Origin of the sequence: Pantoea sp. JZ29, from assembly GCF_035190385.1 — a bacterium.
GTDB lineage: Bacteria > Pseudomonadota > Gammaproteobacteria > Enterobacterales > Enterobacteriaceae > Pantoea > Pantoea stewartii.
The window spans coordinates 2052910-2067262 of record NZ_CP045241.1 but is presented as its reverse complement, the minus strand read 5'-3'; the positions used below and the strand labels follow the sequence as shown (position 1 = coordinate 2067262).

13 protein-coding genes are annotated in these 14353 nt (G+C 53.8%); 5 read left to right on the top strand and 8 right to left on the bottom strand.

The window, feature by feature from the left end:
• Positions 1-11: 11 nt before the first annotated feature.
• The 3 genes from GC090_RS09640 to pdeR all read left to right on the top strand — a co-directional run bounded on the left by GC090_RS09640 (position 12) and on the right by pdeR (position 4503).
• Positions 12-2078, top strand: coding sequence for a carbon starvation CstA family protein (locus tag GC090_RS09640; RefSeq protein WP_033741806.1), 2067 nt, complete (start codon positions 12-14; stop codon positions 2076-2078).
• Positions 2071-2361: a YbdD/YjiX family protein gene (locus GC090_RS09635; protein ID WP_039340200.1), complete on the top strand. Its 291-nt coding sequence runs from the start codon at positions 2071-2073 to the stop codon at positions 2359-2361. Before GC090_RS09640 ends, GC090_RS09635 begins: the two co-directional genes overlap by 8 nt.
• A gap of 156 nt (positions 2362-2517) precedes the next feature.
• On the top strand, positions 2518-4503 hold the full coding sequence (pdeR, locus tag GC090_RS09630; protein ID WP_039340199.1) for a cyclic di-GMP phosphodiesterase: 1986 nt from the start codon (positions 2518-2520) through the stop codon (positions 4501-4503).
• A gap of 12 nt (positions 4504-4515) precedes the next feature.
• Here the strand turns inward: pdeR and GC090_RS09625 are convergent, their stop codons facing one another.
• Both GC090_RS09625 and araD read right to left on the bottom strand, forming a co-directional pair.
• On the bottom strand, positions 4516-5382 hold the full coding sequence (locus GC090_RS09625) for a crotonase/enoyl-CoA hydratase family protein (protein ID WP_033741810.1): 867 nt from the start codon (positions 5380-5382) through the stop codon (positions 4516-4518).
• 269 nt (positions 5383-5651) lie between these two features.
• Positions 5652-6350 (bottom strand): L-ribulose-5-phosphate 4-epimerase, encoded by a 699-nt coding sequence (gene araD / locus GC090_RS09620; protein ID WP_006119322.1) that lies wholly within the window; start codon positions 6348-6350, stop codon positions 5652-5654.
• Positions 6351-6694: 344 nt separating this feature from the next.
• Here araD and osmB point away from each other — a divergent pair, with 344 nt between their 5' ends.
• The gene (osmB, locus tag GC090_RS09615) at positions 6695-6910 is read left to right on the top strand and encodes an osmotically-inducible lipoprotein OsmB (protein WP_006119323.1); all 216 of its coding nucleotides are present in this window, start codon (positions 6695-6697) and stop codon (positions 6908-6910) included.
• 80 nt (positions 6911-6990) lie between these two features.
• Here the strand turns inward: osmB and yciH are convergent, their stop codons facing one another.
• The 5 genes from yciH to pgpB all read right to left on the bottom strand — a co-directional run bounded on the left by yciH (position 6991) and on the right by pgpB (position 10611).
• Positions 6991-7314 carry a stress response translation initiation inhibitor YciH gene (gene yciH, locus GC090_RS09610; RefSeq protein WP_006119324.1) on the bottom strand — a complete coding sequence of 108 codons (324 nt, stop codon included), beginning with the start codon at positions 7312-7314 and terminating at the stop codon, positions 6991-6993.
• Positions 7311-8024, bottom strand: a complete 714-nt coding sequence (pyrF, locus tag GC090_RS09605) for an orotidine-5'-phosphate decarboxylase (RefSeq protein ID WP_006119325.1) — start codon at positions 8022-8024, stop codon at positions 7311-7313. The genes yciH and pyrF overlap by 4 nt, the downstream gene beginning before the upstream one ends.
• Positions 8025-8230: 206 nt before the next feature.
• On the bottom strand, positions 8231-9400 hold the full coding sequence (gene lapB / locus GC090_RS09600; RefSeq protein ID WP_006119326.1) for a lipopolysaccharide assembly protein LapB: 1170 nt from the start codon (positions 9398-9400) through the stop codon (positions 8231-8233).
• Between the two features lie 6 nt (positions 9401-9406).
• A complete protein-coding gene (locus GC090_RS09595) occupies positions 9407-9718 on the bottom strand; it encodes a LapA family protein (RefSeq protein WP_033741817.1) in 312 nt (103 codons plus the stop codon).
• Positions 9719-9846: 128 nt separating this feature from the next.
• Entirely contained in the window at positions 9847-10611 is a 765-nt protein-coding gene (gene pgpB / locus GC090_RS09590) for a phosphatidylglycerophosphatase B (RefSeq protein WP_033741819.1), read from the bottom strand.
• A gap of 229 nt (positions 10612-10840) precedes the next feature.
• On the opposite strand from pgpB, the gene ribA reads away from it, so the two are divergent.
• A complete protein-coding gene (gene ribA, locus GC090_RS09585) occupies positions 10841-11434 on the top strand; it encodes a GTP cyclohydrolase II (RefSeq protein WP_006119329.1) in 594 nt (197 codons plus the stop codon).
• Positions 11435-11467: 33 nt separating this feature from the next.
• Here ribA and acnA read toward each other — a convergent pair whose 3' ends face one another.
• Positions 11468-14149 (bottom strand): aconitate hydratase AcnA, encoded by a 2682-nt coding sequence (gene acnA, locus GC090_RS09580; protein WP_324021456.1) that lies wholly within the window; start codon positions 14147-14149, stop codon positions 11468-11470.
• Between the last annotated feature and the right edge of the window lie 204 nt (positions 14150-14353).

Below are 14353 nucleotides of genomic sequence, written 5' to 3'. Positions count from 1 at the left end.
AGGAGTGAGTTATGAAGAACGTCAAAACCGGCGTGATCTGGTTAGCGGTGGCGTTAACTGGCGCGGGCGCGTTCGCGATGCTGGCGCTTAATCGCGGCGAACACGTCAACGCAGTCTGGCTGGTGGTTGCCGCAGTCGCCTGTTACAGCATTGCCTATCGTTTTTACAGCCTCTTTATCGCCCGCAACATTTTCGAACTCGACGATCGTCGCCTGACGCCTGCTGAACGTCTCAGCGACGGTCTGGACTACGTCCCCACCAACAAATGGGTGCTGTTTGGTCACCATTTTGCCGCTATCGCCGGTGCGGGCCCGTTGGTCGGTCCGATTCTGGCCGCGCAGATGGGCTTTTTACCTGGCACGATCTGGATTCTGGTCGGCGTGATGCTGGCCGGTGCGGTTCAGGATTTCCTGGTGCTGTTTATCTCGACCCGACGCGATGGCCGTTCACTGGGCGAAATGGCCCGTCAGGAGCTGGGGGCCTTCGCTGGCGTCATCACTATGCTGGGTGCGCTGGGCGTGATGATTATTATCCTTTCCGCGCTGGCGCTGGTGGTGGTGAAGGCACTGGCGAACAGCCCCTGGGGCCTGTTTACCATTGCCGCAACGATCCCTATCGCGCTGTTTATGGGCATCTACATGCGCTTTCTGCGCCCCGGTAAAATTGCTGAAGTCTCACTGATTGGTTTTGTGCTGATGATGGCGGCCATTATTTACGGTGGCGATGTCGCACAACATCCCTACTGGGGGCCGTTCTTTACCCTGAAAGGCACGTCACTGACCTGGGTGCTGGTCATTTATGGTTTTATCGCATCGGTATTACCGGTGTGGCTGCTGTTAGCACCGAGGGACTACCTCTCGACCTTTCTGAAAATTGGCGTCATCGTTGGTCTGGCTGTAGGTATCGTGTTCGCCATGCCAGAGATGAAGATGCCCGCCGTGACCCGCTTCATTGACGGCACCGGCCCGGTCTTCTCAGGGGCTCTGTTCCCGTTCCTGTTTATCACTATTGCCTGCGGGGCGATTTCCGGCTTTCATGCGCTGGTTTCCAGCGGAACCACCCCAAAACTCGTGGAGCGGGAAAGCCACATTCGCTTTATTGGCTACGGCGCGATGTTGATGGAGTCGTTTGTCGCCATAATGGCGCTGATTTGCGCCTCAGTGCTGGACCCCGGCGTATATTTTGCAATGAATGCCCCGGCGGCGCTGATTGGCACCACCGTTGAAAATGCCGCCCAGGTGATCAACGGCTGGGGCTTTGTCGTTACACCGGAGATGTTAAGTGGAATTGCACGGGATGTAGGTGAAGCCTCCATTCTGTCCCGTGCTGGCGGCGCACCGACGTTCGCCGTCGGTATGGCCCATATCATTACCGAGGTGGTTAACAGTCGCGCCATGATGGCCTTCTGGTATCACTTTGCCATTCTGTTTGAAGCCCTGTTTATTCTGACTGCCGTCGATGCCGGTACGCGTGCCTGTCGGTTTATGGTGCAGGACCTGGTGGGCACCGTGGTGCCGTCGATGGCCAATAACCGCTCCTGGCTGGGTAACCTTGCGGGTACGACCGTTGCGGTGGCAGGCTGGGGATTCTTTGTGTATCAGGGCGTGATTGATCCGCTGGGCGGCATTAATACGCTGTGGCCATTGTTTGGCATCGGTAACCAGATGCTGGCCTCCATGGCGCTGATTCTGGGCACCGTGGTGCTGTTTAAAATGAAGAAGCAGCGTTATGCGTGGGTGACCATTCTGCCAACGATCTGGCTGTTTATTACCTCAATGACCGCGGGATGGCAGAAGATTTTCCACGAAAAACCGTCCATCGGCTTTCTGGCGCAGGCCAATAAATTCCGTAAAGGTCTGGATGAAGGCGTGATTATCGCACCGGCGAAAACCGTCGCCGATATGCACACCATCGTTTTCAGTAACCAGATTAACGCGGCCCTGTGCGGGTTCTTTATGCTGGTCGCCGTCACCATGCTCATTGCGGCTTTTTTTGTGATTCGTCGTGCCCTGCGCAGTGAGGTGCCTACCACGCATGAGTCCGCGACCACGTTGCGGAAGGAGATTCGCCATGTCTGACAGCATTCATCGTGTAACACGGCCAACAGGGACGTGGCAAATTGTGCGCTGCGAATTACGCTATGCTCCCGTCCGCCCTGGCTTTCGCTGGCGGGCATTCTGGCAGGGGCTACAGCAAAGCTTTCGTCTGATGGTGGGCGTTCAGGACTACCAAAAATACCTGCAGCACATGCGGCAGCATCATCCAGACCTGCCGCCGATGAGCGAGCGTGACTTTCATCGTTATTGTCTGGACGCCCGCTTTCCCAGTCAGGCTGGAAAACTGGGTAAATGTCCGTGCTGAACCGCCTGCCGGCCCCGCTTCGGCGGGGTTTTTTGTTCCTGTTTTTTCTGGAAAGTAAAATAAATACACTTTCATCTTGTGCTGACATCAGTAGATGAATACTGTTGCTAAAATAATGAGATAACGTCAGCTATGGACTTCCCGGAGGGAGTGATCATGACCGATGAACAAGGGCAATCATTGTTGTATACCTTGTTTGGTACAACCAGCCCTCATTGGCGGTTAAGCGCGGACAGCGATGCGCTGCTTTTTGCCTTAGATGAATCATCGAATACGAGTGTTGCTGTGCCGCTGACGCCTGGCCAGTGCAGTTTACTGCGAGCTATGCCAGTGATTACTTCCAGTATCAACCTGACGTTAACAATCCATGGTGAGCAGGTGGCCATGCATTTTGTCGGACGGCGCATCAATCAGTCCGTCTGGGCCGGTACCGCATCCGCCTGGGGCGATACATCGGCGGTCGCACGCGATCTGACGCTGGGGCTGTCCTTTGCGGAACAGGTGGTTTCAGAGGCCAATTCCGTTATCGTCATTCTTGACCAGCGGGGCAATATTCAGCGCTTTAACCGACTCAGCGAAGAGTACACCGGCCTGTATGAGCAGGATGTGATTGGCCGGAATGTTTTTCAGCTGTTTATGACCAAGCAGGAGGCGGCAGCGTCACGTCGCAACATTGCGGGCTTCTTCCGTGATGGTAACTCTTATGAAGTCGAACGCTGGATCAAAACGATGAAGGGACAGCGACTCTTTCTGTTTCGTAATAAGTTTGTTCACAGCGGCAGCGGAAAAAATGAAATTTTCCTCATCTGTTCCGGAACGGATATTACCGAAGAACGTCGCGCTCAGGAGCGACTGCGTGTCATGGCCAATACGGATGGTATTACCGGCCTGCCCAACCGCCACGCGATACATCAGCAAATCAGTCAGGCGCTGGAACGGGCGGAAGGCAGTGAAACCGGTGTGGTCTATCTGGACCTGGATAATTTCAAAAAAGTGAATGACGCTTATGGCCATATGTTTGGCGATCAACTGCTGCAGGCGGTGTCGCTGGCTATTCTGAGTTGTCTGAGTAAGAACCAGACGCTGGGACGCCTTGGCGGTGATGAGTTTGTAGTGCTGGCAGAACAGACCAGCCAGGCGGCGCTGGAAGCGATGGCGACGCGCATTCTGGATCGGTTACGTCAGCCCTTCCGCATTGGCCTTATCGAAGTTTACAGCGGCTGCTCCATCGGCATTGCCATCGCGCCGCTGCATGGGGAAGATCGTGAATGCCTGATCCGCAATGCCGATACGGCGATGTATCACGCCAAAGAGAACAATCGCGGTAAATATTGCGTCTTTGCTGAAGAGATGAACCGGCGGGTATTTGAATATCTGTGGCTTGATACCAATCTTCGCAAAGCGCTGGAGCAGGACCATTTACTGGTGCACTACCAACCCAAGGTGGACACGGACGGGAAAGTTCGCAGTGCCGAAGCGTTGGTGCGCTGGCATTCACCCGAGCGCGGACTGGTCTCGCCTGCTGACTTTATCCCCTATGCTGAAGATTCAGGACTGATTGTGCCGCTGGGGCGCTGGGTGATGCTCAATGTGTTGAAACAAATTATCGCGTGGCGCCAGCAGGATATTCATCTGCGCGTGGCCGTCAACGTCTCCGCGCGCCAGTTGATGGATCAGTCGATCTACAGCGATCTGAAGCAGGCGCTGACTGACGCCGGTTTAACGGAAAGCCCGATCGATATCGAACTCACGGAGAGCTGTCTGATTGAGAACGAAGCGGAAGCGCTGAAGTTAATGCATAAGTTCCAGGAGCTGGGTGCCCAGGTCCATCTGGATGATTTTGGTACCGGTTATTCCTCGTTATCACAGCTGGCACGAGTGCCTATTAACGCCATTAAGCTGGATCAAAGTTTTATCCGCAATGTGAATAAACGCCCTGTCTCCCAGTCGCTGGTACGCGCGATTGTTGCGGTTGCCAAGGCGCTGGATTTACAGGTTATTGCCGAAGGCATAGAAACCGCCGATGAAGAGGCCTTCGTGCTGAAGAATGGCGTCGATGGTCGACAAGGCTATTTCTACGCAAAACCAATGCCCGCCGAACAGTTTGGGCATTGGCTGGCTCAGCATCCTGCCCGCAAGTAAACGCTTAAGTCCCTAACCCGCTTTACGCAGTGATGCGGTGTGGCGGTTTTGTAACTGGACTAAACGCTCCATATAGGCGATATCTTTTGCTTCAAGCGAAAAGGCGTAATCGACCCAGTCTTCCGTGATGTCCATTAACTCGGCGCGGGAAAGCTGCAATACGCGCTGGCGCGCCTTCAGCATAGCGCGCACTCCATTGAGTTTGGGCCGCAAGGTATCAATGAACGTCCGGGTGGCACGGTAGCTGTCGCCAGGCTGAAACACTTTGTCAACCAGTCCCCGCGTTTCGTACCACTCTGCGCTGTGGGATTCGCCTTCGATGATCAGCTCCTCCGCCAGCTTCATGCCCGAACGCCGGGCGACTAATGAATAGCCGCCCATACCCGGAAACAGGTTAAACGCAATCTCCGGAAAACCCATACGGGCGTTGTTTTGCGCCAGGATAAAGTGATGCGCCAGCGCTGCCTCAAAACCGCCGCCCAGTGCACTGCCCTCAATCATTGCCAGCGTCACGGCTCCGGTGTCAAAGCCACGCGCGGCAGAATGAATGCAGTCAACACAGGCGCGCGCATAGGCACGCAACGCTTCCCGGCGATTATTACGGATACACTCCACAAAGAAGCGCAAATCACCACCAGCATTAAACATTTGTGGCACTAACGAGCCGGTGACCCAGAAGTCGATGGGCAAGCCAGAACGCTGGGCCGCGTAACTGAGATTCATGATTTCTTCAATCAGTTCATGATTAAAGCTGGGGCGCGGTTGGGCGCGTAACATCATCCACATGGTACGTCTCCCTTCTTCGTAATAAGCCACTAACTGCGTGGTTTGTCCGGCTTCGGAAAACAGTCTGCATGTGGGTTGGTTAATCACGGTCATTGTCTCATCCTCTGTTATTTTGATGCGCTAATTGCGCCACATCAGCCTAATCCAGAGTAAGGCCAGACCAAATGAGAGATTGATTTACAAGATAAATTCCAGAGTGATCCCTGATGCACGACATTTAATTGATTAGTATGATTTCTTGATAGCACGCGACTCGCTGGCAGAACTGCGCCAACCGATAACGGGCACTGAAGAGACTTTCACGTCACGTAAGCCGTGAGTAACGCGCAAATCAGGACGCAGACCAGGCTGCGCCCTCAACCTTATTTCTGGCCGTACCAGGCATTTTCACCATGCTTGCGCAAGTAATGCAGATCGAGCAGGGTTTGCTGGATGGGGGGAAGACCGGCCGTCAGCTGCTGACTGAACAATCCCATATACGCCACCTCTTCCAGCACCACCGCGCTGTGCACCGCCGCATGGGCATCTTTGCCCCACGCGAAGGGGCCATGTGAATTCACCAGCACGGCGGGAATCGCAGTGGGAGAAAGCCCACGCTGCGCAAAGGTTTCAATAATCACTTCACCCGTATTCCACTCGTATTGCTGTTGAATCTCCTCGTCACGCATGGCGCGGGTACAGGGAATTTCACCGTAGAAGTCGTCCGCGTGTGTGGTTCCCCAGGCCGGAATGGCACGACCGGCCTGCGCCCAGATGGTGGCGTGGCGTGAGTGCGTATGGACAATTCCACCTACTTCGGGCCAGGCCAGATAAAGCGCCCGGTGCGTAGCCGTGTCAGAGGAAGGACGTTTTGTGCCTTCGATAACCTCTCCGCTCGCCAGATCCACCACTACCATGTCATCCACTTTCATTACATCGTAACTGACGCCGGAAGGCTTAATCACCAGCAAACCCTGCTCACGATCGAGGGCGCTGACATTGCCCCAGGTGAAGGTAACAAGGTTATGTTTAGGAAGATCGAGATTGGCTTCCAGAACCTGTTGTTTCAGATGTTCCAGCATTTTTTTCTCCTGCTGAATAAGGTCTTAACATTTTGCGGAGCAGGCAGAAAAAACGTTATGGAGCAAATGGCTAAAAAGCAGCGGAAAATAGCTATGAATGGAAAATTGTGCTGAGAATTAAGAATTATCCCTCTTCGGAAAACCTTCAAAATGAATAGAATTCTGTCAGGCGTCGGGCAGGTCCACCTGCTACTGGTGCTTTTCAGCCGCTACAAACAGATCGTCCATGGTGTCCGCGTTTTTATACTAAAAGGATGCGGTAATAATGCGGCACAGGCGGCCTGAAAAAATTTCAAAGCTATACTTAGTGTGTTGCCTCTGCAAACACAATAAAGGAGAAGTTTATGACAATTACAATGAAAAAATTGACCGTTGCGGTCTTAGCGACCACCCTGGTTGTGGCGTTAAGCGGCTGTTCTAACTGGTCTAAGCGTGACCGCAATACTGCGATTGGTGCAGGTGCGGGTGCCATTGGTGGTTCAGTACTGACCAACGGCAGCGCGCTGGGTACAGTCGGCGGCGCCGCAGTAGGTGGCATTATCGGTCATCAGATTCACTAAGAACCGCAATTAAAATAATTAACGGCTACGCAGCGCATCTACACCATAAGCCGGGCTACACAAGTCGCCCGGTTTTTTATTTAACCGCCCGCCAGTTTTACTTTCATACCTTTGGCTTCCAGCAGGCTTTTAAGTAAATCACGTTTGTCGCCCTGAATTTCAATCACACCGTCTTTCACCGATCCGCCGCAACCGCATTTCTTTTTTAGCTCGGCAGCCAGCAGATTCAGTGCACCGTCATCCATGTCCACACCAGTTATCAGGCAAACGCCCTTGCCTTTCCGGCCGCTGGTCTGGCGCTGGATACGGACAATGCCGTCCCCTTTAGGACGTTCCACTTTCTGTTCGGGTTGCACAATGCGGCCTGAATCTGTGGAATATACAAGTGGGTTGTCACGACTCATTTTACCGCCTCCAGATCATTGATTATGGCTTTCAGCGTCGCCGCCGGGTTAGCAGACTGTGTAACCGGGCGGCCAATGACCATATAATCCACCCCGGCGAGCTTCGCCTGCTGCGGCGTCATTACGCGACGCTGATCGCCGGCGTCGCTGCCGGCCGGGCGGATGCCTGGCGTGACCAGCGTGAAGTCCCTGCCAATGACCTGTTTAAATCGGGCGGCTTCGTGGGCGGAACAAACCACACCATCCAGGCCACATTCGTGGGTCAGCTTTGCCAGGCGCTCGGCCTGCTCTGCCGGCGAAAGCGTGATACCCAGACCCAGCAAGTCATCTGCATTCATACTGGTCAGGACGGTGACGGCAATCAGTAACGGCGCTTGCTGCCCAAAAGGCACTAACGCTTCCCGGGCGGCGTTCATCATACGCGCACCGCCGCTGGCGTGCACATTCACCATCCAGACACCAAGATCGGCGGCGGCGGCGACAGCATGGGCCGTTGTATTGGGAATATCATGGAATTTCAGGTCGAGGAAGATTTCAAAGCCGCGTTGTTGCAGCGTTTTGACCAACTGAGGGCCAAATAAGGTGAACATTTCTTTGCCCACTTTCAGGCGACAGCTACCTGGCTCTATCTGATCAACAAAATGCAGCGCGCTGTTTAAATCGTGGTAATCAAGCGCCACTAACACGGGTGAAGTCGGGGATAAGGCCATGCTATTTCCTCTGCGGTAGGCACCTGCTGGCGCGTTAGACAAACGGCACGCATTCTACCTGCCCGCATTTCCCATCACAATCCCTGTTATCCTGCGAGGCGATATTCGCACGGTGCTGATGCAGGCTGGTGAAGAGGCTTTTTATAGTATGTTGTAACTAAATTAGGCACCAGAAAGACAGGCAACAGTGCGCATCGCGTGCGCAGTTATTGCCCGTCGAGTCCCCGAATCGGTTTGACCGATGACCAGGTGCGGCAGGAAGGACAATGCCAGTAAAGCGCATGGGCAGTAAACCCACATTTCTGGCAACGGTAGCGCGGCTTGGTCCGGATTTGTTCGCCGACCAGGTCGCGCAGGACCATCAGACTCTCTTTGGCGCGACCGTCTTCCGCCTCATGCAGGTGAAACTCCATCAGGCGATGAAATACGCGCATATTGGGATGACGCTGTAACTGATGATTAATGTAATTTTGTGCGGCTTCCGCGCCCTGCTCTTGCTCCAGAATCGCGGAAAGATAAAGTTCTGCGGCGGCGCCGGTATTTTCTTCCACGCAGCGTTTGAGAAAGGCAGCCCAGGCGTCGGGCTGATTAAGTCGCTGAAAACAGGTCTCCAGCATCGGCAGCGTTTCACTGACCAGTTCTTTGTCCTGATCCAGTACACGTTGCAGATGCTCAACCGCTTTGCCGTACTCCCCTTTCTCCATCAGAATGCGTCCCATCATAATGGAGACTCGCGCGCTCTGGCGATCTGCCGCCTCGCCCTTTTTCAACAGCGTCATTGCGCGGTCAAGATCGTCGCTGCTCATCGCCTGCAAAGCCAGTTCACAGTAGAAATGCGCGATCTCGCCCTTCTGCTTGTCTTTGCCTAATTTCACCAGGCGCTCAGCGACCTCAATCGCCTGAAGCCAGTCGCTGGTCGCCTGATGAATAAGCAATAACTGCTGCAGGGCACCAATGCGGAAATCCGTTTCATCGGTGAGCTGTTTAAACATGTCTTCTGCGCGGTCATAAAGCCCCGCGGCCATGTAATCGCGCCCCAGTTGCTGGATAGCTAATAAACGCTGCTCATAGCTCAGAGAGGCACTTTCCATTAACGACTGATGGATTCGAATTGCACGGTCGACTTCACCGCGGGAGCGGAACAGGTTTCCCAGCGTAAGATGCGCCTCAACGGTGCCGCTGTCTTCCTTCAGCATATCAAGGAACAGATCGACCGCTTTATCCTGTTGGTTAGACAGCAGAAAGTTAACGCCCGCCACGTATTCGCGTGACAAGCGGTTGGATTCCTGTTGCTTGTCCTGCTGCGCACTACGGCGTCCCATGTACCAGCCATAGGCCGCCGCAACAGGCAGTAACAGAAACAGCAGTTCTAACATGGAATCTTATTCCTGCACGGTTGGCGGCAACGGTTTACCACCTGTGCCAGGCGCATTCTGATCAACCTGAGCCTGCAGACGTTTAATTTTACGTTGGGCGTTCGCCAGCGAGACGCGAACACGCAGCCAGAACAGCCCACAGATGACCCAGCCCAGCAGGAAGCCCACGCCGAACAACGTTGCCAGTAAGGTGGAGATACGGAAATCGCCCTGCGCCAGCAGATAGTTAAAGGTGATAACCTGGTCGTTGTGTGCGCCAAGGGTCACAGAAATGATAAAAATGACCAAAACCACTAAAAAAATCAGCAAATATTTCACAGTGCATCCTGTTGTGAGGTTGTCGAATCAAAGTATGCCAAAATTACGGCAGAAATACTGCTCCTTGCAGCATCAGGCGAAGCACTTTTGCGCGGTTCAGTCGCAAGATATGAGGCTGAACGGCGCAATTACAATCCCTGGTCGCGTTCTGCCACTTCCTTTTGCTCGTCGGGGGGCAACGTCAGCGGTCCACAAAAGCGCTGGGCAAGCCAGGTGGCGATGACCACCAAAAACCAGGACAGCACGGTGGCAACGGCAAGATCGCGCGGCCAGTGCATACCCAGTAACAAGCGGCTTCCCATAACGCCCACCGCCCAAACGCCGACCAGCACTATCGTTTTATAATGCCGGCGCGGCCATAGCAGGCCAATGACCAGTAATGCCCAGCTCGCCGCGAACAAGGTATGACCTGACGGGAAGGCGAACCCTGTTTCAAACGCCCAGTGCTTTTTCAGCCAGACCGGAATATGCGATTCATCCGCAATCAGTGCGGTAACGCGTTCACCACGCTGGGTGCGGTTTAACTGATAGAAGGTTTTGTCATCCAGACCGTGCGTTTTCTCCAGCCATACCACATAAGGTCGGGGTTCCTGCACCCGCTCTTTAATGAATGATTTGGTATACTGGCCCGCCAGAATCGTGACATTCATGATCAGCAACAGCAGCAATGCCGGTTTAAGCCGAAAGCGAAGACACCATAATACCCAGGCACTTAACACCAGGCTGGTCAGTATGCCCCATGGCCGGGTCACCGTTTCTGTCATCCAGAACAGGACTCTCAGAAACGTGTTACTTTCCTCGGGTTGCCATTGCCAGCCGGACAGCCACACGGCTAATGGCATCATCAGCAGTAACACCATCCCTGCTGTGGTACGTTGCAAAATTTTAACCATCCCTTTTCCCTTTTTGCTGATGAAAAGCCGTCATACCGGTAAAACTTTAGCTTAAAAAAGAATAACATAACCTTTACGGATTAGATAATCGTGCTTTATCACAACAATCGTTTACACAGATTAACAGCCAACCTCGCGGTTGTGGCACAATATTGCACGTTTGTCGGGCCACATCGGCCTGTGCACTATCATGATGATAGTGCATCCTCTGATGGTTCTGGAGAGTCACATGCAGCTTAAACGGGTGGCAGAAGCCAAACTGCCAACGCCATGGGGAGATTTCCTGATGGTAGGTTTTGAAGAACTGGCAACCGGTCACGACCACGTTGCTCTGGTCTTTGGCGATATCAATGATAACGAACCGGTCCTGGCGCGCGTTCATTCGGAATGTCTTACCGGTGATGCGCTGTTCAGCCTGCGTTGCGATTGCGGCTTTCAACTTGAAGCTGCGCTGAATGCCATTGCCGAAGAAGGACGTGGTGTATTGCTTTATCACCGCCAGGAAGGCCGCAATATCGGTCTGCTGAATAAAATTCGCGCTTACGCTTTGCAGGACAAAGGGTATGACACGGTTGAAGCTAACCATCAGCTCGGTTTTGCCGCTGATGAACGCGACTTCACGCTCTGCGCAGATATGTTTAAGCTCCTTGGGGTGAACGAGGTTCGTCTGCTTACGAATAATCCGCGGAAGGTTGAAATCCTGAGCGAAGCCGGTATTAACATCGTCGAACGTGTGCCGTTGGTGGTGGGACGGAATCCCAAAAATGCGCACTATCTCGATACCAAAGCCGAAAAAATGGGCCATCTGTTGCCGAAGCAGTGAATAAAAAAGCCGGGTTTCCCCGGCTTTATCGTATCAGTTGAGCATATTTCGAATCACATAATGCAGAATACCGTCGTTGCGGTAATAGGTCAGCTCATTACCGGTATCAATGCGACAGCGGGTATTCAGCTTCTCTTTGCTGCCATCGGCACGCGTGATTGTCACTGGCACGGTGCAGCCCGGCGTGAGCTGTGACAGGTTCTCAACGTCAACCGACTCATCCCCTTTCAGTCCTAATGTTTTACGCGTTACGCCCTGCGGGAATTCCAGCGGTAAGATCCCCATACCGATCAGATTAGAGCGGTGGATACGTTCGAACGATTCGGCGATCACTACGCGAACGCCCTGCAGACGCGGTCCCTTAGCTGCCCAGTCACGACTCGAACCTGACCCGTACTCTTTACCGGCAATGACGGCCAGCGGCACGCCTTCGGCCTGATATTTCATCGCGGCATCGTAAATGGCCAGTTGTTCACCACTCGGATAATGTTTGGTATAGCCACCCTCAACGCCCGGCACCATTTCATTGCGGATACGAATGTTGGCAAAGGTTCCGCGCATCATGACTTCGTGGTTACCACGACGCGAGCCATAGGAGTTGAAGTCATCGCGCTCGACACCATGCGCCAACAGATAGCGCCCTGCCGGGCTTTCTGCTTTGATGCTGCCTGCCGGTGAAATATGGTCTGTTGTGACCGAATCCCCCAGAATAGCCAGCAAACGCGCGCCACGAATGTCTTCGACCGGTTTGGGCGTTTTTTCCATGTCATCAAAGAACGGTGACAGACGGATATAGGTTGATCCTTCGTCCCAGTCATAGGTCGCGGCTTCGCTGACTTTGATGGCCTGCCATTCGGGCGTACCGTCAAAGACTTCCGCATACTCTTTGTGGTACATATCGCTGGTAACCTGCTGTACCGCTGTCGCGATTTCTTCAGGCGAAGGCCAGATATCTTTCAAAAAGACCGGCTTGCCATCCCGATCCTGTCCGAGCGGATCAGTTTGCAGGTTGATCTTCATATTCCCCGCGAGCGCATAGGCCACCACCAGCGGCGGTGAAGCCAGCCAGTTGGTTTTAATCAGCGGATGAATACGGCCTTCGAAATTACGGTTACCCGACAGCACGGCCCCCACAGTGAGGTCGCCCTCTTTAATCGCCGATTCGATCGCATCCGGCAGCGGGCCGGAGTTACCGATACAGGTTGTACAGCCATAGCCGACCAGATTAAAGCCCAGTTTATCGAGGAACGGCGTCAGTTGTGCGACGGCCAGATAGTCGGAAACCACTTTAGAGCCCGGAGCAAGAGATGCCTTGACCCACGGCTGGCGTTTCAGGCCCCGCTCTACCGCCTTTTTCGCCAGTAAACCTGCGGCCATCAGGACACTTGGGTTTGAGGTGTTTGTACATGAGGTAATCGCCGCAATGGCCACCGCGCCGTCGGTCAGGGTATGGGAAAGTCCGGTATCGCTGTCCGTGTAGGTGACTTCTTTATGAGGTTTCTGCGCGTGGTTGACTTCCAGTTCATTGCTGGCGTCGAACGCCGCCGGGACATCGCCCAGGGACACGCGATCCTGTGGGCGTTTTGGTCCGGCCAGACTTGATTCAACATCATTCATGTCCAGCGCAAGACTGCTGGTGAAGACAGGTTCATCGCCCGCATTACGCCACATTCCCTGGCGTTTAGCATAATGTTCTACCAGCGCAACCTGTTCGGCATCGCGTCCGGTTAAGGTCATATAGCTCAGTGTCACTTCATCGACAGGGAAGAAACCGCAGGTGGCGCCGTATTCCGGTGCCATATTGGCGATGGTTGCGCGATCCGCCAGCGGCAGATCGGCCAGGCCATCACCATAGAATTCCACAAATTTGCCCACCACGCCGTGCTTACGCAACATTTGCGTCACCGTTAGCACCAGATCGGTCGCGGTAATGCCCGGCCGCAGTTTGCCAGTGAGTTTGAAGCCCACGACATCCGGGATCAGCATAGACACTGGTTGCCCCAGCATCGCCGCTTCGGCTTCAATCCCGCCGACGCCCCATCCCAGCACGCCAAGCGCATTGATCATCGTGGTATGAGAATCCGTCCCGACTAAGGTGTCCGGCCAGGCATAGGTTTCGCCGTTTATCTGCTGCTGCCAGATTGCTTTCCCCAGGTATTCAAGGTTTACCTGATGACAGATCCCGGTCCCCGGTGGCACCACCCGGAACTGGTCAAAGGCTTTCTGGCCCCAGCGCAGGAAGACGTAACGCTCATGGTTGCGTTCCATCTCCAGCCGCACGTTCTCTTCAAAGGCATCGTCGTCGCCAAAATGGTCAACGGTGACGGAGTGGTCAATGACCAGATCGACCGGGGACAGTGGGTTGACTTTATTCACGTCTCCGCCCAGTCGGTTCACCGCTTCGCGCATCGCGGCTAAATCAACAACGGCGGGTACGCCGGTGAAATCCTGCATTAAAACACGGGCCGGGCGGTAAGCAATTTCCCTGTCGGCGTGGCCGGTTTTTTGCCAGTCAACCAGCGCCTGGATATCTTCCTCAGTGACTGAGTCGCCATCCTGCCAGCGCAACAGGTTTTCTAACAGCACTTTGAGGGATTTAGGCAACCGATCAATGTTACCGAGATGTTGTGAAGCGCGAGGTAGACTGAAGATGTGATAGTTGTGATTATCTACCTGCAGTGTTTCCTGACTCTGCTCGCGTAGGGATGACGACATAGCTCCTCCTTTATAATACATGGTCTTTAAACCTCAGAGACAACAAGGTTTAGTATAAAGATAGACCACTTTTTTGTTAACGTTTTGATTACAACACAGATTGCTACAATCGGACGCAAACAAAAATGCCCCGCAATGTTGCGAGGCATTATTGAGAAAGAGACACGTTTAAATTATAGCGCTGCCCAGAGCGCTGCCATCCAC